We start from the raw sequence: 19714 nt of genomic DNA on the forward strand, positions 1-19714 counted from the left end.
CGAATCCTTAACTTTGTTCCCTACTATACCCGATCGCCGGGCGGATAGCAAGCGCCCGTTCCAATCGAATGGCTTAAATCGAGCTCGGCCGGCGGGCCAGATCCGGACGAAGCACGGTCGCGCCGCGCTGATAGACGTGCTCGATCTCGCGTTGGCTTTTCTCCGTATTGACTTGAATCATCAACCGGATGCAGCGCGGCAGGCTGCCTTCGACCGGCACTTCCAGCGCGCACATCAGCGGCACGAAATCCCAGCCTTGGCGCTTCCTTACGGCGACTGCCGGAAAAGCGGCGTTCAGATCGTGCGTGACCGTGATCCAGACGTTGCTGACCGTTTCCGGATCGATGCCGTTGCGTTCGATCATCTCCGCGACCAATTCTTCGGTCGCGGCATAAATCTCTTCCCGATCGTTCTGTTCGACGGTCGTCGCTCCGCGAATGCCTCGGTTGTAGATCAAGATGATTCCCCCTTTTCTTTCAGCCGTTCGATGATATCGCGAACGTCGTCCGCTTCCACGTCGTTTGCGATCTCCACGCGGCCCAGCTCCGTCGGCACGATATAGACCATCTTGCCTTCCCGGAACTTCTTGTCGCGCTGCATGGCGGCCATCAACGCTTCCGTATCGATATCCTCCGGAAGCGTCACGGGCAGTTCCAGCGCCCGCAGCATCAGCATCGTCTGGCCGTACAGTCCGGTCTCGCCGCCTCGTTCTTCGCCCAGCAGCGCCGCGGCGGCCATTCCGACGGCGATCGCTTCTCCGTGCAGGAAGCGTCCGTACCCCGCCACCGCTTCGATCGCATGACCGAGGGTATGCCCGAGATTCAAGATCGCCCGCAGATCGTTCTCCCGTTCGTCGCGCGAGACGATCTGCGCTTTGATCGCGCACCCCCGCTCCAAACCGTAGATCAAAGCTTCATGTTCGAGCGCAAGCAGATTCTCCGCATGATCTTCGCACCATTCGGCGAACCCGCGGTCCCAGATCAAACCGTGCTTGACCATCTCCGCGAGCCCCGCGCGCACTTCGCGCGGCGGAAGCGTGGACAGCGTGTCCACGTCGTAGAGCACGAGTTCCGGCTGATGGAATACGCCGATCATGTTTTTGGCGAGCGGGTGGTTGACCGCCACCTTGCCGCCTACGCTGCTGTCATGCGCGAGAATGGTCGTCGGCACCTGCACGAAACGGATTCCGCGCATGTACGTGCCGGCGACATAACCGGCCAGATCGCCGACCACGCCGCCGCCGAGCGCCAGAATCGAGGAGGACCGGTCCAATCCGGCTTCGATCGCCTGCGTGATCAGATCGTTGTAGACCGTCAGCGATTTGGACGGTTCGCCGGCCGGAACGACCGCGCTGACGACGCGGTACCCTCCGGCGGTCAGCGCCGATTCCAACTTGCCGAGATAGAGCGGCGCCACGTTATCGTCGGTAACGATCATCAGCGGGCTTTTGTCCGGCACTCCGGCTTCCCGCAAATACTCGGCCGCCCGATCCAGCAGGCCTCCGCCGATCACGATCGGATACGACCGTTCGCCCAGTTCGACCGTCAGCGTTCGTATCGTCGCGCCCATCTTAGTAATTCTCCAATTGGCGCTTGTAGTTTTCGTAGTTCGCTTTGATCTCCTCCATGGAGTCTCCGCCGAACTTTTCCAAGAAGGCTTTGGCGACTTCCCAAGCCACGACGCTTTCCAGCACGACGCTGGCCGCCGGAACGGCGCAGGCATCGGAACGTTCCACTTGGGCGTTGAACGGTTCCTTCGTGTCGATATCCACGCTGCGCAGCGGTTTGTACAGCGTCGGGATCGGCTTCATCACGCCGCGCACGACGATCGGCATGCCGTTGGTCATGCCGCCTTCGAAGCCGCCGAGGCGGTTCGATGCGCGCGTGTAGCCCGTTTCTTCGCTGTAGAGAATCTCGTCGTGCACCTGCGAACCGCGAAGCTGTCCGGCTTCGAAGCCGATGCCGATCTCCACGCCTTTGAACGCGTTGATCGAGACGACGGCCTGCGCGATGCGCGCGTCGAGCTTGCGGTCGTACTGCACGTGGCTGCCGAGTCCGATCGGCACGCCTTCAACGATGCATTCGACGACCCCGCCGACCGAATCGCCTTCTTTTTTGATCAAATCGATATAAGCTTCCATCTTCTTCTCGGTTTCTTCGTCCACGACGCGCACCGAAGAAGCTTCCGTACGTTCGATCAGCTCTTCGAGCGGCAGATTGTTCGCCGGCGCTTCGATCTCGCCGATGCGCAGCACTTGTCCGCCGATCTTGATGCCGAAGTTGGCGAGCAGTTGGCGCGCCAGAGCGCCGACGGCGACGCGAACCGCCGTTTCGCGGGCGCTGGAACGTTCCAGCACGTTGCGAAGGTCTTTCAGATCGTATTTGAGTCCGCCGTTCAGGTCGGCATGACCCGGACGCGGGCGATGCACGCGGCGTTTCTCTTCGTCGGTGCCTTCGATCGGCTCGACGTTCATGATCTTGGTCCAGTGTTTCCAGTCGTTGTTGGCGACGATCAGGGCGATCGGAGCGCCCGTCGTTTGCCCGTGGCGAACGCCGCCCACGATATCGGCGGTATCCCGCTCGATCTGCATGCGACGGCCTCGACCGTATCCCTTTTGTCTGCGCAGCAGTTGGAAATTCAACGCCTCGAAATCGATTCGCAGATTGCTCGGCATCCCTTCGACGATCGCGGTCAACTGCGGGCCGTGGGTCTCCCCGGCGGTCAAGTAACGTAAACTCATGATGCGTTCCCCCTTTAAACTTTTAAACTGTAAACGGCTAAAATCCGTAAATGTCTTCGCCCATTATACCATCTGCCTGCTTCTTGTCCAAGCACCTTTACATTTTGCGTCAGCGTTGCCTCGGTTTTCTGATTTCTTCCTGGCTGCGACGCCGCGCAAAAAGCCGCCGAAACCCGCATGACGCGGGCCTCGACGGCTTCCGAAACCGGACTTCGACCGAGTCGAAGCCTTTAGACTTTTCTGTAGAAGAACGTATCGCACGGCTCCAAGCCGTATTGTCCCGGCGAGAAGATCTGCTCCGTGCTGCCGACGAACAAGACGCCGCCTTTGCGCAGGCTGGACGCGAATTTATGGTAGAGAGCCGATTTGGCTTCTTCCGTAAAATAGATCATGACGTTGCGGCATACGATCAGATCGTAACCGTCGTCGAACTTGTCGGTCAGCAGGTTCATCTTCTGGAAGTTGACGGCACGTTTGAGCTTGTCGTCTACTTTGTACATGAGGCCGTCCGCTTTGAAATACTTCTCCGCCACTTTCGGCGGCACGTCTTTGAGCGAACGCTCCAGATACTGGCCTTGTTTGGCTTTGGCCAATGCGCCTTCGTCGAGATCCGCCGCGACCAACTTCGAATCGCCCAGAATTCCGTGACCGTCGAGAACCATAGCGATCGTATACGGTTCTTCGCCGGTCGAACAGGCCGCGCTCCATACTTTCAAGCCTTTTTTGCCGCCCGCGCGCAGTTCCGGAATGATCGTATCGCGCAGGACTTCCCAACGGTTCGGGTTGCGCCAGAATTCGGAGACGTTGATGGTCATCCGATCCAAGAATTCGTAGAACAGGTTTTTATCCTTTTTCATCGCTTCGAAGAACTGGGCGAACGTGCTGTAACCGTGTTTGCCGCGCAGCGTCGTCAAACGACGTTTCATCTGGGCTTCCTTGTATTGGGACAAATCGATTCCCGTGCTCGCATTTACGCTTTTAATAAATCCCGTGTAGTCCGGGTCGCTTCCCGGGACCGATACTTCGTCGCGTCCCGTACCGCTTCTGGTCAGATCCATCGCGCCACCGCCTTATCGTAATCAAGCTGTTCCGCTTCCGTGAAGAAATTGGCGATTTCCCGTGCCGCGCTCTCCGGCCCGTCCGATCCGTGAATGAGGTTGAACGGCGTGTGAGCCGCAAAATCTCCCCGGATCGTGCCGGGCAGCGCTTCGGTGACTTTGGTCTTGCCCATGACCGTCCGCGAAAGCGCGATCACGTCGTCGCCTTCCCAGACCATCGCGAATACCGGACCGGACGTGATGAACTCCACCAGTTCCCCGAAGAACGGTTTGCCTTCGTGCTCGGCATAATGGCGTTTCGCCTGCTCTTCGGAAATTTGCATGAATTTGCCCGCAACCAGCTTGAAGCCTTTATCTTCAAAACGGCTGATAATCCGTCCGATCAATCCGCGTTGTACTCCGTCGGGTTTAACCATCAAAAAAGTACGTTCCATCGTCAATCTCCCACTTTCGGCATATGATTTTTATCGGCTGAGTCGACTGCTTTTTATAGGTTATACGCGAAGCTGTCATAATCCTGCATGTTTTTGCAGAAAAAAAGGAGGATTCCTCGGAATCCTCCTCGTTTTCAATACGTGCGGCGCGATACGAACAGCGCGATATCCCGCAGATGGCGGCGCGCCCGGATATCGGGAAGACGGTCCAACGCGGCCAACGCTTTCTGCGTATACCGGTCGGCCAGTTCTTCCGCGCGCGCGACGCCCGGACTGCCGGTGATCATCGATACGGCGGCCCGCACTTCCGTGCGGCCGTTGGCTTCGTGGATACGTCCGATTTCGCTCAAGAGCGAATCGCGCAAATTTTCTTCCTGCAAAGCATACAGCACCGGAATCGTGATGTTTCCTTGACGGATATCGCTGCCCGGCGGCTTGCCGATTTGTTTCTCCGTTCCGCACAGATCGAGCAGATCGTCGCGGATCTGGAAAGCCATGCCGACGTTGTACCCGTAATTGTACAGTTCGCGGGCGACTTCGACGGAAGCTCCGGCCGCAAGCGCGCCCAACTGGCAGCTCACCGCGATCAGCAGCGCCGTTTTGCGGCGAATCCGAAGCAAATACCGGCGAATGCTCTGACCCGTGTTGAAAAAGTCGCGGATCTGCTCCATCTCGCCGATCGACATCTCGACCATCGCTTTGGCCAAGATCCGGTGAATGCGCGGATCTTCCAAGCCCGCGACCATCTCCAGCGCTTTGGCATAGATATAATCGCCGGTGTACATCGCGATCCGGTTGTCCCATTTGGCTTTGACCGTCAATTGTCCGCGGCGCGTCTGCGCGTTGTCGATCACGTCGTCATGAACGAGCGAAGCCATATGGATCAATTCGAGCGGAACGGCGACTTTCTGCAAACGTTCCAGTTCGTAAGTGCCGAACTTCCCGCCCAGCAGCACGAAAGCCGGACGAAGACGTTTGCCCCCTGCTTTGAGCAGGTGCATGGCGGCTTCGCCGAGCGACGCGCTTTCGCTTTCGATGCAGGCATATAACGAGCGTTCGACGGCGTCCATATCTTTTTTTAACGTTCCGAAGATCTCCATTCGTTTCATTCGTTCACCCGTATCTCCGTATTGTTGGTCCAAATTCCGATTTCCGCCTGCTTCGGCAGCAGGCCCATTTCCCAAGCATGGCGGAAATAAAGACGCAGTCCTTCCAAACGTTCCGGGGTCAAGTCATGTCGCAGATTGGCGAAATAGTCCTGCCAGTACGCGAGCTCGCCCCCGAGCTTTTCCGTCGCTTCCTGCGCTACCGGCGTCAAATCTTCCAAGCTTCGGCGTTTGCTCGCGGCAAGCGCGGCGGCCAATTCGCCGATCCAAGCCGGATGACGCTCGGCCGCTTTTTTCGAGACGGTCCACACGGCAAAGGTCATGCTGTGTCCCGTCCACTTTTTCCATTCTTCGCCCAGATCGGTTACCGCGTATTCCGTATTCGCCCAATCGGCGCGGATCGCGTGATCGCCGATCAACAACGCCGCGTCGGCATGCTTCAGCATCTCTTCCAGATCCGGTTCGCAGCTGATATATTCCGGCCGCGCTCCGTAAGCTTTCTCCGCGATGATCTTCATCAGATTGACCGAGGTAGCCGACGTGTTGGTCAGCGCGATCTTGCCTTTTACCGCTTCCGCGAACGGCTTGCGGGAGAAACACAGAATCGACTTCACCGCGCCGTCGGCGCTGACCGACAGATCCGGCAGCAGCAAAAAGTCGGACGAAGCCATGCCATACGCAAAAGAAGAGACCGGACTCATATCCAGTTCCCCTTGCAGCAGCATGCGGTTCAATACGGCCGGAACTTCGGTGCGCGTCGTCGCCGGAAAGCTCAGCGAAGACGGATCGAAATAATGGTATACCGGCCAAACGTTGGTATAGAGGATGCGTCCGAGTCGCAGATGCTCGCTCCCACTCACGTTTCCTCCCCCCATCTTTTAAACAAACGATGTTCGATTCCAACACTGTCCAACACTTTGCCGACCAAAAAATCGACGATTTCTTCTAAAGTGCGAGGTCGATGGTAAAAAGCCGGCATCGCCGGTACCATTTTTACCCCGAGCCGCGACAGCTTCAGCATATTTTCCAAATGGATCGCATGCAGCGGGGTTTCTCTCGGAACCAGCACTAACGGACGGCTTTCTTTGAGCATGACGTCGGCCGCCCGGGTCATCAGGTTGTCCGAAGAACCGTGAGCGATCGCGGACAACGTCCCCATCGAACAGGGGATCACGATCATGCCTTCGGCCCGGAAAGAACCGCTGGCGATCGAAGCCCCGATATCCGCTACCGGATGGTATACCAGACGGCCCGCGCGGCCGCCGAACCGGTTGTCCAGCATGGCTTCCCGGCTCGAAGCGTCGAAATCCAGCTCTTCTTTGAGCACCCGCCAACCCGCGTTGGAGACGACCAGATGCACCGTGAACCCTGCATCCAGCAGTTCTTCCGCCAGCCGGACGCCGTAAATGCTGCCGCTGGCGCCGGTGATGCCTACGACCCAGTGCCTGCCGGCTCCCGCAAGTTCGCTCATCAATATTTCACCGCCAAATCGATCAAAGTGAATACGAAGACGATGCCGCTGAGCCAGCTGTTCATCGTGAAGAACGCGGTCTGCACGCGGCTGAGGTCGCTCGGTTTGACGATGCGGTGCTGGTAGAACAAGATCGAGCAGGCAATCACGACGCCCGCCGCGTACCACCAGCCGAGCGGCGTAATGAACGCCAGCGCGATCAGGCCGATCGCCGTCACGACGTGGAAACCTTGGGCGATCTTCAGCGCTTTTTCAAGCCCGAAACGGCTCGGAATAGAGTAAATGCCTTCCCGGCGATCGAAATCGATGTCGTCGCAGGCATAGATCACGTCGAAGCCCGAAGTCCAGAACACGATCGCGATATAGAAAACGAGCGACGACCAGCTGAAACTGTCCGTCACGGCCGCCCAACCGCCCAGCGGCGCGAGCGCGATCGTGGCGCCCAGCACGACGTGGCACAGCCAAGTGAAGCGCTTCGTATACGAATAAGCAACGATCAGAATCGCCGCGATCGGGAACAGCTGAAGCGCGAAACGGGACAGTTCGAGCGTCGCCCACAAGAACAAACCGAAGAAGACGACGACGAACACGACCACCTCGCTCGTTTTGAGCAGGCCGGCCGGTATAGCGCGTTTTTCCGTACGGGGATTCTTCGCGTCGATGTAACGGTCGATCAGGCGGTTCATGCCCATGGCCGCGCTTCGCGCCCCGATCATGGCGAGCAGGATCCAGCCGGCCTGCGCCCAGGAAGGCAGGTGTCCGTTAATGACCACGGAGCCGAGCAGCATTCCCATAAAAGCGAAAGGAAGCGCGAATAAAGTGTGTTCAATCTTGATCATTTCCAAAAAGACGCGGATTTTCCCGAACATGCTATTTCTCCTTAATTCCGATATGCAGCGCGGCGACTCCGCCGGTCAGCGGATAATCTTCGACCTGCTGCAGGCCGACCTGACGGAAAATATCGGCCAATTCTTTGCGGCCCGGAAACGGCTTGAGCGATTCCGGCAGCCATTTGTACTGTTCGTAGCTCTTCGCGAAAAGCTTGCCGAACAGCGGCAGGATGCGGTCGAAATAAAAATAATACAACCCTTTGAACGGCTGGGTCGTCGGTTTGGATACTTCGAGGCAGACCACCATGCCGCCCGGTTTGACCACGCGGCGCATTTCGTTAAGCACTTGAACCAGATCCGGCACGTTGCGAAGCCCGAAACCGATGGTCGCGTAATCGAACGAGTTATCGGCATACGGCAGTTCCATCGCGTTGCCCTGAACCAACGTGATCCGATCTCCGTAAGGCGCGACTTTCAATTTCTGCCGGCCGACATCCAGCATCGCTTGGCTGAAATCGAGTCCCGTGACGGCTCCGCCTCGGCTCGCTTCCGCCAGGCTGATGGTCCAATCGCAGGTGCCGCAGCACAAGTCGATCGCGCTGTCTCCCGGCGAAACGGCCATCTTGCGCATCGCGAACTTGCGCCACGCTTTGTGCCGGTTAAAGCTGATAATATTGTTCATCCGATCATATTTCGGCGCAATCTGCTGAAAGACGTCATGAACGTATTCTTCTTTCGGTTTCGACGAATCCGCCATTATCCCATCACCTCGCCTTTCGCTTCGGCCGCGGCGGCGAAGCCTGCGGCCAGCGGACGAAGCCCGCTCCGGTCGATCCCGGCGGGCAGCGCTTCGATTGCCGCTTGAAGCTGCTGCGCCCAATCGCGCAGCAGCCCGATCAGTTCGCGTCCCGAAGAGCCGTCTTCGCTAAGCGGCTCCGTGTCGCGGAAGGTCGTGCCCGAGTAGTCGGCTCCCCCGCTTACGGCAGCCAATTCTTCCGCCGCCGCTTCGCACAGTCCGACCAGCCGGAGCAGTTCCCGCCAATGCGGAAGCCGTTCGCTTCCGATCCGACGGTCGAAACTGCGGAACAACCGCACCTTGATGTCCGCCAAGTCGCTCAGATAGCGCGTCAGCTCAGGCGCGTTCGCGCCCTGCATGCGCTGATACAATTCCATCTTGCCGCGATTGACGTCCGCGATGGCCCGGCTTAGCTCCGCGATCATGTCGATTTCTCCCGCGGCGGCCAGCAGCTCGTAGAAACGGCTGCTGTAATAATCGCCGGCCAACACTTTGAGCTGACGCGAACGCATAGCCTGCTCTTCTTCGCTGTCGTCGCCCGGCTCGACCCGGTCATGAATATCGAGCCCGGTCTGAAGCAGCGCGGTCACCGTGCCGAAGACTTCGCTGCCGTCGGCCGAATCGGAAGCTTCCAGAAAAGCATGCAGCAGCCGCAGGCGAGCATCCGGAAGCGCCGGAATGTCCGTATGCTTCCGGATCATGTCATAGCCGGTATATTTTTCGGTTTTCTCCGGTACGCAGTAGGGTTTCATCTATAGGCCTCCGACTTTTCCAACTTTGAACGCTATTTTTGTCACAATCTTTTCTATTATAGCATACGCTTCTTCAAACAACTAACGCAAACGTTCAGCTTTCGGTCTCGATATTGCCGTGTTTGGTGAAGACCGTCGCTTTGCCGCGCACCTTGATGGCGGAGGTATGATCCGTGAACTGCGCGATCAATACTTCTCCTTTATCCAGCTTCTCCGTATGATGAAAACGCGTATCTTGGCCTCTCGTCAGCCCGATGACATGGACGCCGTTTTCGTGCGCCTTGATCACGACATAATCGGCTTTTTCCGAATTTTCCACTATCGTTCCTCCCTTATCTTTGTGCCTCGTTCGATCCTGGTCGAACGAGATTACTTCTCTTCCCGTTCGATCCCGATCAATCGAAAATACAGTCTATTAATGATGGCAAATGGAGAATGGGTTGTCAACCGCCGCTCCCGTCGCCTTACGCGGACAAGAAAAAGGCCGTGAATATATTATTCACGGCTCTCGCGCGCATGTTCGCGCTCTTGAAAATCTTCAATCCCGAAGGATTATGTAGATTTTATTTAATTCCGTCTTTCAGGGCTTTGCCTGGTTTAAAAGCAGGAATCTTGCTTGCCGGGATTTCGATCTCTTCGCCGGTTTGCGGGTTGCGTCCTTTGCGGGCGGAACGTTCGCGAATCTCGAAGTTACCGAATCCGACGAGTTGTACTTTCTCGCCGTTTTGCAGAGCTGCGGAAATTGCTTCGAAAACAGCTTCAACCGCTTTGGTTGCTTCCTTTTTTCCAAGCTCCGATGCCTCTGCTACCTGGCTGATCAGGTCAGATTTGTTCATGCGTTTCACCTCCCGTTACAATCATACCTGGCACTCTTCCGAGGGCCCGCCGAAAAGGCTTAACACTTGAAACAAGCCTTGAGGCAACACACCTATAGTAATACACCAGCCTTATAATTTCAAGCGTTTCATGAAAGCCGAAAGTCTTCGTCTTCTTGGTTCTGCCGCTCCAATTGCAGTCGGATCGCGCGTTTCAAACGGTCTTCCGGAACGACCGCCGCGACGGTTCCGCAGACTTTGGCCTGACAGGCAAGCCGGACTCCTTCGTCAAGACTTCCGCCGAGCTTGCGGCGTTCTCCTTCGGAAGGAGGCAGAACGCCGTTTTCCGAAGGGTCCACCGTAACTTTGCACATCAAGCAGCCCATTTTGCCTTCGCAGCGGACCGGAATGGACACGCCGGCCGCGCGGGCCGCCGCAAGCAGCGTGGTGCCCGATCGGACTTCGATCTTCTTGCCGTGCGGCAGGAACGACACTTCATGCTTGTCTGCCGGCATCACCGCGTCCTCCTCCGCTTCGCCGCTCGAAACTCAGGTATGCCATTGTTCCCACGTTTCTTGCGAAATCAATTCCATTTCCGTTTTCGGGCCGCGTCCCATCAGCGCTTCGACAGCCGTCTTAGGATCGAGTCCTTCGAACAGTACGTGGTACAACTGCTCCGCGATCGGCATCTGCACGTTGTGTTTCTGCGAAATTCGATGCGCGGCATCCGTCGTGCGAATGCCTTCCACGACCATGCCCATCGAATCGAGCACTTCTTGCAAAGGCTTGCCTTGGCCGAGCATGTATCCCGCTCTCCAGTTCCGGCTGTGCTTGCTGGTCGCCGTCACGACCAGGTCTCCGACTCCGGCAAGGCCGGAGAACGTCAGCGGGTTCGCGCCCATTTCGGTTCCGACGCGCGTGATTTCGGCCAATCCGCGGGTCAACAGCGCCGCTTTCGCGTTATCGCCGTACTCCAGACCGTCCGACATCCCTGCGCCGAGCGCGATGATGTTCTTGAACGCGCCGGCCAATTCCGCGCCGAGCACGTCGCGGTTCGTGTAGACGCGGAAATAAGCGTTCATCAGCAGATTCTGCGCGCGCTGCGCTTCTTCCTCGTTGGCGGAAGCGACCACGATCGTCGTGGGGCGACGCCGCGCGACTTCCTCCGCATGGCTGGGCCCGCAGATGACGCCGATCTTCGTCTCGTCGCAGCCCAATTCTTCGGCGATCACCGTCGACATCCGCTTCAGCGTATCGATCTCCATCCCTTTGGTCGCATGGATGCAGAGCATCTCCGGATGCCAATACGCCCGAAGCGCATGGGCGACTTCGCGCATCGCTTTCGAAGGAGACGCCAGAATCACCGCTTCGGCGTCTTTGACGGCTTCTTCCATATCGGTCGTAGCATGCAGTCCTTCCGGCAGGCGAACGCCGGGCAGGAAGCGCGAATTTTCGCGCCGTTCATTGATTTCCGTCACCTGTTGTTCGCTGCGCGCCCACAGTCGAACGTCGTGACCGTTATCGGCCAATACCATGGCCAACGCCGTTCCCCAACTGCCGGCTACCAATACGCATACTTTTTTAGCCAAGGCTGCGCTCCTTCCCGCCGGACTTCGAGCCCAGCTTGTTCTCCGTTCCGTTCTTCAGTTTGACCAAGTTGCCGCGATGCCGCCATACGGCCAATGCCCAGATCACGATGCTGACGACCAGTACCGCAGCGCCGAAATCATGCCAACCGGCCAGATCGTAGACGATCAGGAACACCGGCGTCAACGTCACGAACAGCAGCGAGCCGAGCGAGACGTAACGCGTCAGCACGATCGACAAGATACCGATGATGCCGGCCCACAGAGCCGGGAAGAAACAGAGCGTCGCCAGCATCCCGATGGTCGTGGCGATGCCTTTGCCGCCTTTGAAATGGAAATACAGCGGCCAGTTGTGTCCGATTACCGCGGCCAATCCGGCAAGCGCCGGCGTCCAATCGTAATCCGGCGCGAGCCAGCGGCCCAACCATACGGCCAATATGCCTTTGCAGATGTCCAGCACCAGCACCAGAATCGCCGGCCCTTTGCCGAGCACGCGCAGCGTATTGGTCGCTCCGGCGTTGCCGCTGCCGTGATTGCGAATATCGATGCCTTTAAACAATCTTGCGAATAATACGCTGAAGCTGACCGAGCCGAGCAGATAGGCGACTACGATCGCAATTCCCGATAATAACATGGTTCGCTCCCCTTCGCGCAACAGAACTTTTCTTCTCTTCCGAACTGCCGGAAGGTTCGTTTAACCTTCTTTTTCTTCGGTCTTGCGTCTGGTGAAGATACGGATCGGCGTTCCTTCGAAGTCGAAAGCTGCCCGGATTTTATTCTCCAGATAACGCTCGTAAGAGAAGTGCATCAGTTCAGGCGCATTGACGAAAATAACGATGGTCGGCGGCTTGACGGCTACCTGCGTTGCATAGTTGATCCGCATGCGGCGTCCTTTGTCCGTCGGAGGCGAATTGATCGCCACGGCATCGGAGATCACGTCGTTCAGCAGACCGGTCGGAATCCGGCGGGAATGCTGTTCTGCCGCGCGATTGACGACCGGCAGCAATTTTTGGACGCGCTGTCCCGTAAGCGCCGACAAGAAGACGACCGGCGCATAGGTCATGAACAAGAAATGTTCGCGGATCTTCTGTTCGAATTGATGCATGGTCTTGTCGTCTTTCTCGACGGCATCCCATTTATTGACCACGAACACGGAAGCTTTGCCGGCTTCGAGCGCGTAACCCGCGATATGCTTGTCCTGTTCGATGATGCCTTCTTCGCCGTTGATGACCACGGCCACCACGTCGGCGCGTTCGATCGCGCGCATCGCGCGCATGACGCTGTATTTCTCCAAGTTCTCGTAGACTTTGCCGCGTTTGCGCATGCCCGCCGTATCGATCAGGACATAACGCTGCCCGTCGCGTTCGAACTCGGTATCGATCGCGTCGCGCGTCGTGCCCGCCACGTCGCTGACGATGACCCGCTGCTCGCCGAGCAGCGCGTTAACGAGCGAAGATTTGCCGACGTTCGGCCGGCCGATCAGCGCGACGCGGATGACGTCTTCGTCGTACTGCTCGTCCGCGCTTTCGGGCGGCAGGTTTTCTACAACCGCGTCCAGCAGATCGCCTACGCCGCTGCCGTGAGCGCCGGAGACGCCGATCGGATCGCCGAGTCCCAGATTGTAAAATTCGTACGTGTCGTCCATCCGGCTCATGTTATCGACCTTGTTGACCGCCAGAACGATCGGCTTTTGAGACCGGTACAGCATTTCCGCCACTTCCGAGTCCGATTGCGTCAGTCCGGCTTTGGCGTCGCACATGAAGATGATAACGTCCGCTTCTTCGATCGCCAGTTCCGCTTGAGCTTTGATCGATTTGAGAATTTGTTCGTCGTTCAATTCGATCCCGCCGGTATCGATGATGCTGAACGATCTGCCGTTCCATTCGCCCACGCCGTAAATCCGGTCGCGAGTGACGCCCGGCTTGTCTTCGACGATCGACATCCGGTCGCCGATGATCCGATTGAAGATCGTCGATTTGCCTACGTTCGGCCTGCCGACGATCGCTACTACCGATCTTGCCATTTGATTATTCCTCCTTGTCGGCTTGAGCCGATCATTCCCGATTACATGACAAGAAACGGCCAAACCTTTCCGTTTGGATCGGCCCCCGTTTCCTGTCGCTCTATCGAAAGAGCATTCCGCCGCCTGTACGAACAGCGGTTTCATTCATATGGCACAAACGGCGAACCCGCAGCGGGTCCGCCGTTTGCTTGTAGCTATACTAAGGCTTCCCTTATTCCTCGGATTGGCCCAGTTTTTCTTTCAGTGCCGCCAGATCGAAACGCTCGCCCAGCGAAACGTTCATGCTTTGATTGCTCAAAGAAACGTTAGGGTTGTCGATTTTTTCGACGCGAGGTCCTTTGTCGCGGTTGCCTTTGGAAGGACGATCGGATCTTTCCGGACGGTCGGATCTTGCCGGTCTTTCCGAACGCTCTTCGCCGGCAGGAGCTTCTTCGGTTTCTTTGATGCTCAGGCTGATGCGTTTTTCCGAAGGGTTAACGTCCAGTACTTTCACTTGGACCGTTTGTCCTTCTTGCAGAACTTCCTGAGGCGTGCCGATGTGTTTGTGCGAGATCTGCGAGATGTGAACCAGACCTTCTACGCCAGGAGCGATTTCAACGAACGCACCGAAAGGCACGAGACGTTTAACTTCGCCGCTGATGATGTCGCCTTGGTTGAATTTCTCGGAAGCCGTTTCCCAAGGACCCGGAGTCGCCGCTTTGATGCTCAGGCTGATTTTGCCTTTTTCCGGATCGACTTTCAGGACTTTCACTTTAACCGATTCGCCTTCGGATACCGCGTCGGACGGTTTGTCGACGTGGTGCCAAGCCATTTCGGAAACGTGAACCAGGCCGTCTACGCCGCCGACATCGACGAATGCGCCGAATTGAGTCAGACGTTGTACTTTACCTTCGATCACTTGACCTTCTTGAAGTTCAGCCATTACTTTTTGCTTGTTGGCTTCGAACTCTTCTTCGAGAACGTCTTTGGCGGACAGGATCACTTTGTTGTTTTCGCGGTCCAGTTCTTTGACGCGAACGCGGATCGTGCGGCCTTTGTAATCGCTGAAATCTTCAACGAAATGACGCTCGACCATCGAAGCCGGGATGAAGGCGCGTACGCCGACGTCCGTCACGATTCCGCCTTTGACAACGTCCGTGATCGTAACTTCGAAGATCTCTTTGTTCGCCAATTTTTCTTCGAGCTGCTCCCAAGCTTTCGCTCCGAGCATTTCGCGTTTGGACAGAACCATTTGCTCTTTGTTGTCGTTCAGGCTGACAACTTTGGCTACGACTTCGTCGCCGACTTTAGCGCCTTCTTCGAGCTCTCGCGTCGAGATTACGCCGTCGTATTTGTAACCAATGCTGACATAAGCTTGGTCATCGTCCAATTTTACGATCGTACCGGTAACCGTGCTGCCTTTGCTTACGCTGACAACTTGCTCCAGTTGATCTTGCGTTGCTGTTTCTTCGTTCACTTCTTGGTTTACCACTTCTTCATTTCTTGTCTCTTCCGACATGGTCAATACCCTCCTCGATTCAAAACCCTCATATTTAAACCCGCTGTACGCAGGGTTCAAAACACTTGCTGCTTCGGCCTGCGTTCACTTCAAAAGAGAAAGTTCGCGTTCGGCCCGGAGCACGATCGCCTCCGCTACCTCGTCGATCGTCATGCTCGTGGTATCGAGCACCGTCGCGTCGTCCGCGCATACGAGCGGAGACACTTCGCGATTGCGGTCGAGTTCGTCCCGTTGTTCGATCTCGCGTTCAAGCTGTTCGAGCGTAATGGCTTCGCCGGATTCCGGCAATTCCCGAAATCTGCGCCGCGCCCGTTCTTCCGCGGTAGCCGTCATGAAAATCTTGACTTCCGCGTCCGGCAAGACGGTGGTTCCGATGTCGCGTCCGTCCATGACGACGCCTTTACGCAAAGCCATTTGCCGCTGTGCGCCGGATAACTTCGCACGCAGCCCCTCGATTTGCGCATATCGGGAAACCGTCCGGCTGACGGCGAGCGAACGAATCTCGTTCGTCACGTCTTCTCCGGACAAGCGTACTCGCTGGCCTTCTTCCCCCGGCACCAGTTCGATGTCGATGTTTTCCAGCCGCTTCAGTACCGCGCTCTCGTCTTCGGCTTCGATCCCTTGCCGCAACATGTCCCATGTCGCCGCCCGGTACATCGCCCCGGTGTCCACATAGACGTAAGAAAGCTTGGACGCGACTTTGCGAGCAACCGTGCTTTTGCCCGCGCCGGCAGGTCCGTCGATCGCGATGTTGATTCTGAACTCCCGTTCCCCGTTAGAACTGGACAAGGGGGCATTCCTCCTCAAAACGGCCTACCCAGCGGGTAAGCTTCTCAATCAATAAAAAAGCAGGCTGGGCCTGCGACAATAAAATTATAGCACAAGAAAAGCCAATTTGCAAAACGTACGCGAATGAGCGCGAAAACAGGCCTGCGGCCGAATGACAGCGGATCCGAAAACGGCCGAATTCAGCGATTGCGGAAATCCAATTGTCGTTCGAAGCAGTACCGAATGACTTTCTGACGTTCCGTATCGACGATCCGGGTAAAATGCACGCTGACCGTGTTGCGCCCGGTGCCCGGTTCTTTGACCCGCAGAACTTCGCCGTCGAAAGGCACGTGGTCGATGCTTCCGCTTTTGTAAGTCAGCAGAATCCAGCCGTTCACCTGCATTTTTTCTTCGATGCGTTCGTTCGCCCCCGTCACGAAAGACAATCCTCCGCCGCTCAGATCCGAGGTCAACGCGGTGAAATGGAATTCGGGCGACTTGACCGCGATTTCGACCTGGGCCGGAACGCGCAAATAATGCCGTCTTTGCACTTTCGAAATTTCTTCAGGAAGCGGCTTGCTGATTCGCATAAGCGGGATCGCGTCGTCTTGATACCCGAGCACGTGGGAAGTGAAATAATATTTGACCCCGTCTTCCGTCACGTGATAGACGGAAAGTTCCTCGCCGAGACGCATGCGCGTCATTCGACCGGCACGGATCGGGAGTTCGATAAGCAGCGCATTTTCTTCGATCTCCGAAATCCGGGAACGATGTTCGTTTTCGGAATTGGCTTCCATCGATACGGGCTGCATAAACAGCATGTCGTTGGTTTTTGGATACATCTTTTTGATCGCCCGCCTTCGTTGTGCGTGAACTACCGTGCGGCCTTGCGCTTCTTGCTTCCGTCCGGCCTCATCAGTATACCATGCGAAAATAGCCTTGTGAGCCGAATCGCCCAAAAATCAAACAAGGAAGCTTAGGACGAAGGTCGTCCCCAGCTTCCTGTTCGATCCGTTTTCGTTTTTCCGCGGCCGTCGCGCGTTTTGTTCAAGCTTCTTTTTTGTTCGACAAGACGGACGACGCCGATTCGTTCCTGGCTCGCGCGGGCGGCTCTTCCTTTTTCAAAAAACGAAACGGAGAGCGATTGTTCGCTTTGACCACCTTGTCCATGCCTCCGTACCACATCAGCACCATGAACGGAACGATGTACCACAGCCAGTAATGGCCGGACGTGTTGAGGATGACATCGTAGATTCCGTGCCAAATCAGCGGCATGACGAGCGAAAGCGCCAAAAATTTTTTCCTCTGCGAAGACAGGGAAGCGAATTTGGCCCGTCCCATGTAGTAGCCCATCACCACGCCGAACATCGCATGGCCGGAGACCGGCAGCAGTCCGCGCAGCAGCATGGAAGCAAAAGAAGCTTTCAGCGTGAACGCGTAAATGATATTTTCGAGCGTCGCGAATCCGAGCGATACGGCTACCGCGTACAAGATGCCGTCGTAAGGTTCGTCGAATTCGGTATGATGATAAATGAAATGATACAACACGAACCATTTGAACGCTTCTTCGACGCCCGACGAAATGCCGAACGCGAACACGTAAGGATTGTCTCCGATTCCTCTGATCAGCCCCTGCTGGACGATCATGATCGGAAACACGACCAGAACGCCGAGCAGAAACATCCGAACCACCATATGTAAAGGTTCGGCATCGTATTTGTCTTTGAGATAAAAATAGAAAAGCAATGCCACGCCCGGCGTAATGGCCGCGACGAGAACCGTCAAAACAAGCAAAGCGTCCCCCTTTCCCGCCCGATTACGGCGAAATGAATGGATTGCTGCCGCCGAATAAACGGAAACGGCCGTCCCGAACGCTCGGGACGGCGTTGTTTCTCGCAGGCAGGCGTCACGCCCTGCGTTCGAAATGCGTGCAGATCTGAGCCACGGCCCGTTCCGCCATGACGACCTTGCCGTACTCTTGAAGCACCGCTAAGGTAACCGGCGACGAGCTGCCGAACTCGGCAAGCACCGCGATCAGGGAATCGTGCAGCGAATCGTCGAGATCCTCCGCGGAAAAATGCAGGAACCAAGCATTTTTATAATGGTACAGCGAACCTTGGTCGGCGGCTCGATCGCGCAGGACATGCGCGGCTTCGATCAACGGTTCGATATCGTGGAAGGAGTAAACGATCGTGTCGCTTGCCTCCATAGTCACTTCCATTTCATAGACTTCATCCGGCATTTCTTCGTCTCCCGTATCCGAATGGAGCGGATCGTATTTGCCTTTGGTCACGACGACCACCATCCCCTGAGCGGGAAGCGCAAATACTTCGACGGCAAGAGGGCCGGTCGCGTCGAAACCGAGTTCGGTATAGGCCTGATCCATCATTTCGGTAAACAGATCGTGGACTCTCGGAATTTCCTGCCACATATCCTCCCGTTGGATGCCTCGTTCATTGAGATCATCGGATGTGAGGAAGATACGAATCTTATCCTGACTTAATCGTTCAATTTTCACGACAGGACCCTCCTTTTGGAGTCGTTTTTTGGAAAGGTCATCCTAAGTGGCGCGTTTTATATTATATAACCACATATTTATGTTATCACTTCTTTTCCGCAAATGCACGTCCGGATTCGCTTACCTGAAAGGTTTCAGGATAATATGAAAAGGTTACAATCCCGTTATGTGCCGCAAATGCAAGGTAAATTGTGCTAAACTTTGAAACGTTACATAAGCGGTTTAAAGAAATTCCTCGCCAAGCAAGCGGCACGACAAACGATAAGACAGAAAGCGAGATGGATGGAAGATGTGGAAAAAGACGGCCATGTTCTGGCTGGCTGCGGGCCTCGTGCTCGGCGCTTGCGGGAACGAAGCCGAAACGGCGAAAACGCCGGAAACCGGGCAAACCGCTTCGGATACGAAAACTGCGGACAAAGCTCCGGCAGCGGGCGAAGCGAAAGCCGACGATTCGGCGAACGAGGAACAACCTGCGGCGGGAGAAGAAACCGCGGCCGATCCGGCAGCGACGACGGATACCGAAACCGATGCGTCCGCTCCCGACAAAAGCGCGGATTCGACGCAAGCGGGAACGACGGAAGAAACCGACGCTTCCGGCAAAGATCAGTCCGCGGCGAACGCCGCTCAGGTTCCGGTCGAATATCATATGAACGGCAATTACGACATCGTGCCGAACGAAGGCAGCACGGCTCCGAAAAAAGTCGTCCTGCTCACGTTCGACGACGGCCCCAAAGAAGCCGAGATGATCAACGGGCTGTTCGATACCCTCGACAAACACAACGCCAAAGCGATCTTCTTCGTCAACGGCTATCGGGTCAAAGAACATCCCGAGCTGCTGAAACTGATTCAAGAACGCGGCGGCATCGTGGGCAACCACAGTTACGATCACATTTATTTGAACAAACAAAGCAACGAGAAAATCAAGCAGCAGATCGAAGACGTTCAGAAAATCGTCGAGCAAACGATCGGCGAGACGCCGAAGTTCTTCCGCCCGCCGAATGCGGCAGGCAACGACTACGCGCATCAGATCGCCAAAGAAAACGGTCTGCTGTACATGACGTGGTCGGTCGGCTCGCTCGATTGGGTGAACAAAAACGATCCGAAAGCGGTCGTGGACAACGTGTTCGACCAACTTCATTCGGGCAGCAACATTCTCATGCACGAACTGCCTTGGACCGTCGAAGCGCTCGACGACCTGCTGACCAAGCTCGAAGCCAAAGGCTACGGCTTCGTCGATCCGCGAAGCATCGATACGACCAAGCAGCCTTAGATCGATCCGCGCGGATCGCAAGGCGGCGCTTCGAACTTCAGCCCTGTTA

23 protein-coding genes are annotated in these 19714 nt (G+C 56.4%); 1 reads left to right on the forward strand and 22 read right to left on the reverse strand.

From position 1 onward, the window contains the following. Positions 1-73: 73 nt before the first annotated feature. From aroH to CDO73_RS16200, 22 genes are all read right to left on the reverse strand, one after another. Positions 74-454 carry a chorismate mutase gene (gene aroH / locus CDO73_RS16095; RefSeq protein WP_088489600.1) on the reverse strand — a complete coding sequence of 127 codons (381 nt, stop codon included), beginning with the start codon at positions 452-454 and terminating at the stop codon, positions 74-76. After that, the gene (aroB, locus tag CDO73_RS16100) at positions 454-1557 is read right to left on the reverse strand and encodes a 3-dehydroquinate synthase (RefSeq protein ID WP_088489601.1); all 1104 of its coding nucleotides are present in this window, start codon (positions 1555-1557) and stop codon (positions 454-456) included. The genes aroH and aroB overlap by 1 nt, the downstream gene beginning before the upstream one ends. Before the next feature lie 13 nt (positions 1558-1570). Then, entirely contained in the window at positions 1571-2740 is a 1170-nt protein-coding gene (gene aroC / locus CDO73_RS16105; protein WP_088489550.1) for a chorismate synthase, read from the reverse strand. Between the two features lie 230 nt (positions 2741-2970). After that, a complete protein-coding gene (locus CDO73_RS16110; protein ID WP_088489551.1) occupies positions 2971-3798 on the reverse strand; it encodes a CheR family methyltransferase in 828 nt (275 codons plus the stop codon). Continuing rightward, positions 3789-4232, reverse strand: a complete 444-nt coding sequence (gene ndk, locus CDO73_RS16115; RefSeq protein ID WP_088489552.1) for a nucleoside-diphosphate kinase — start codon at positions 4230-4232, stop codon at positions 3789-3791. Before ndk ends, CDO73_RS16110 begins: the two co-directional genes overlap by 10 nt. Positions 4233-4366: 134 nt before the next feature. Continuing rightward, a complete protein-coding gene (locus CDO73_RS16120) occupies positions 4367-5341 on the reverse strand; it encodes a polyprenyl synthetase family protein (protein ID WP_088489553.1) in 975 nt (324 codons plus the stop codon). Next, positions 5338-6198, reverse strand: a complete 861-nt coding sequence (locus CDO73_RS16125) for a menaquinone biosynthetic enzyme MqnA/MqnD family protein (protein WP_256972720.1) — start codon at positions 6196-6198, stop codon at positions 5338-5340. Before CDO73_RS16125 ends, CDO73_RS16120 begins: the two co-directional genes overlap by 4 nt. Further along, complete coding sequence (locus CDO73_RS16130; RefSeq protein ID WP_088489555.1) at positions 6195-6809, reverse strand: UbiX family flavin prenyltransferase; 615 nt, start codon at positions 6807-6809, stop codon at positions 6195-6197. Before CDO73_RS16130 ends, CDO73_RS16125 begins: the two co-directional genes overlap by 4 nt. Beyond that, positions 6809-7678 carry a UbiA-like polyprenyltransferase gene (locus CDO73_RS16135; RefSeq protein WP_088489556.1) on the reverse strand — a complete coding sequence of 290 codons (870 nt, stop codon included), beginning with the start codon at positions 7676-7678 and terminating at the stop codon, positions 6809-6811. Before CDO73_RS16135 ends, CDO73_RS16130 begins: the two co-directional genes overlap by 1 nt. Before the next feature lies 1 nt (position 7679). Beyond that, positions 7680-8396 carry a demethylmenaquinone methyltransferase gene (locus CDO73_RS16140; protein ID WP_088489557.1) on the reverse strand — a complete coding sequence of 239 codons (717 nt, stop codon included), beginning with the start codon at positions 8394-8396 and terminating at the stop codon, positions 7680-7682. Next, entirely contained in the window at positions 8396-9187 is a 792-nt protein-coding gene (locus CDO73_RS16145; RefSeq protein ID WP_088489558.1) for a heptaprenyl diphosphate synthase component 1, read from the reverse strand. The genes CDO73_RS16140 and CDO73_RS16145 overlap by 1 nt, the downstream gene beginning before the upstream one ends. Before the next feature lie 94 nt (positions 9188-9281). Beyond that, positions 9282-9506 (reverse strand): trp RNA-binding attenuation protein MtrB, encoded by a 225-nt coding sequence (mtrB, locus tag CDO73_RS16150; protein ID WP_088489559.1) that lies wholly within the window; start codon positions 9504-9506, stop codon positions 9282-9284. A gap of 244 nt (positions 9507-9750) precedes the next feature. Continuing rightward, entirely contained in the window at positions 9751-10023 is a 273-nt protein-coding gene (locus CDO73_RS16155; protein ID WP_087797046.1) for an HU family DNA-binding protein, read from the reverse strand. A gap of 128 nt (positions 10024-10151) precedes the next feature. After that, a complete protein-coding gene (locus tag CDO73_RS16160) occupies positions 10152-10517 on the reverse strand; it encodes a 2Fe-2S iron-sulfur cluster-binding protein (protein ID WP_088489560.1) in 366 nt (121 codons plus the stop codon). Between the two features lie 33 nt (positions 10518-10550). Continuing rightward, on the reverse strand, positions 10551-11591 hold the full coding sequence (locus CDO73_RS16165) for an NAD(P)H-dependent glycerol-3-phosphate dehydrogenase (protein ID WP_088489561.1): 1041 nt from the start codon (positions 11589-11591) through the stop codon (positions 10551-10553). Further along, positions 11584-12222 (reverse strand): glycerol-3-phosphate 1-O-acyltransferase PlsY, encoded by a 639-nt coding sequence (plsY, locus tag CDO73_RS16170; protein ID WP_088489562.1) that lies wholly within the window; start codon positions 12220-12222, stop codon positions 11584-11586. The genes CDO73_RS16165 and plsY overlap by 8 nt, the downstream gene beginning before the upstream one ends. A 60-nt stretch (positions 12223-12282) precedes the next feature. Next, positions 12283-13611, reverse strand: coding sequence for a ribosome biogenesis GTPase Der (der, locus tag CDO73_RS16175; RefSeq protein ID WP_088489563.1), 1329 nt, complete (start codon positions 13609-13611; stop codon positions 12283-12285). A 211-nt stretch (positions 13612-13822) separates the two neighbouring features. Beyond that, positions 13823-15109, reverse strand: coding sequence for a 30S ribosomal protein S1 (gene rpsA, locus CDO73_RS16180; RefSeq protein WP_088489564.1), 1287 nt, complete (start codon positions 15107-15109; stop codon positions 13823-13825). An 84-nt stretch (positions 15110-15193) separates the two neighbouring features. Then, positions 15194-15898, reverse strand: a complete 705-nt coding sequence (gene cmk / locus CDO73_RS16185) for a (d)CMP kinase (RefSeq protein ID WP_088489565.1) — start codon at positions 15896-15898, stop codon at positions 15194-15196. Positions 15899-16077: 179 nt separating this feature from the next. Next, a complete protein-coding gene (locus CDO73_RS16190) occupies positions 16078-16719 on the reverse strand; it encodes a flagellar brake protein (RefSeq protein WP_088489566.1) in 642 nt (213 codons plus the stop codon). Positions 16720-16924: 205 nt separating this feature from the next. Next, complete coding sequence (gene prsW / locus CDO73_RS16195; RefSeq protein ID WP_088489567.1) at positions 16925-17671, reverse strand: glutamic-type intramembrane protease PrsW; 747 nt, start codon at positions 17669-17671, stop codon at positions 16925-16927. Between the two features lie 112 nt (positions 17672-17783). Beyond that, entirely contained in the window at positions 17784-18395 is a 612-nt protein-coding gene (locus tag CDO73_RS16200; protein ID WP_088489568.1) for a genetic competence negative regulator, read from the reverse strand. A gap of 289 nt (positions 18396-18684) precedes the next feature. Between CDO73_RS16200 and CDO73_RS16205 the strand changes: the two genes are divergently transcribed. Beyond that, complete coding sequence (locus tag CDO73_RS16205) at positions 18685-19665, forward strand: polysaccharide deacetylase family protein (protein WP_088489569.1); 981 nt, start codon at positions 18685-18687, stop codon at positions 19663-19665. Positions 19666-19714: the final 49 nt, after the last annotated feature.

The sequence above is a fragment of the Saccharibacillus sp. O23 genome, assembly GCF_002205895.1.
In the GTDB taxonomy this organism is placed as follows: Bacteria; Bacillota; Bacilli; order Paenibacillales; family Paenibacillaceae; genus Saccharibacillus.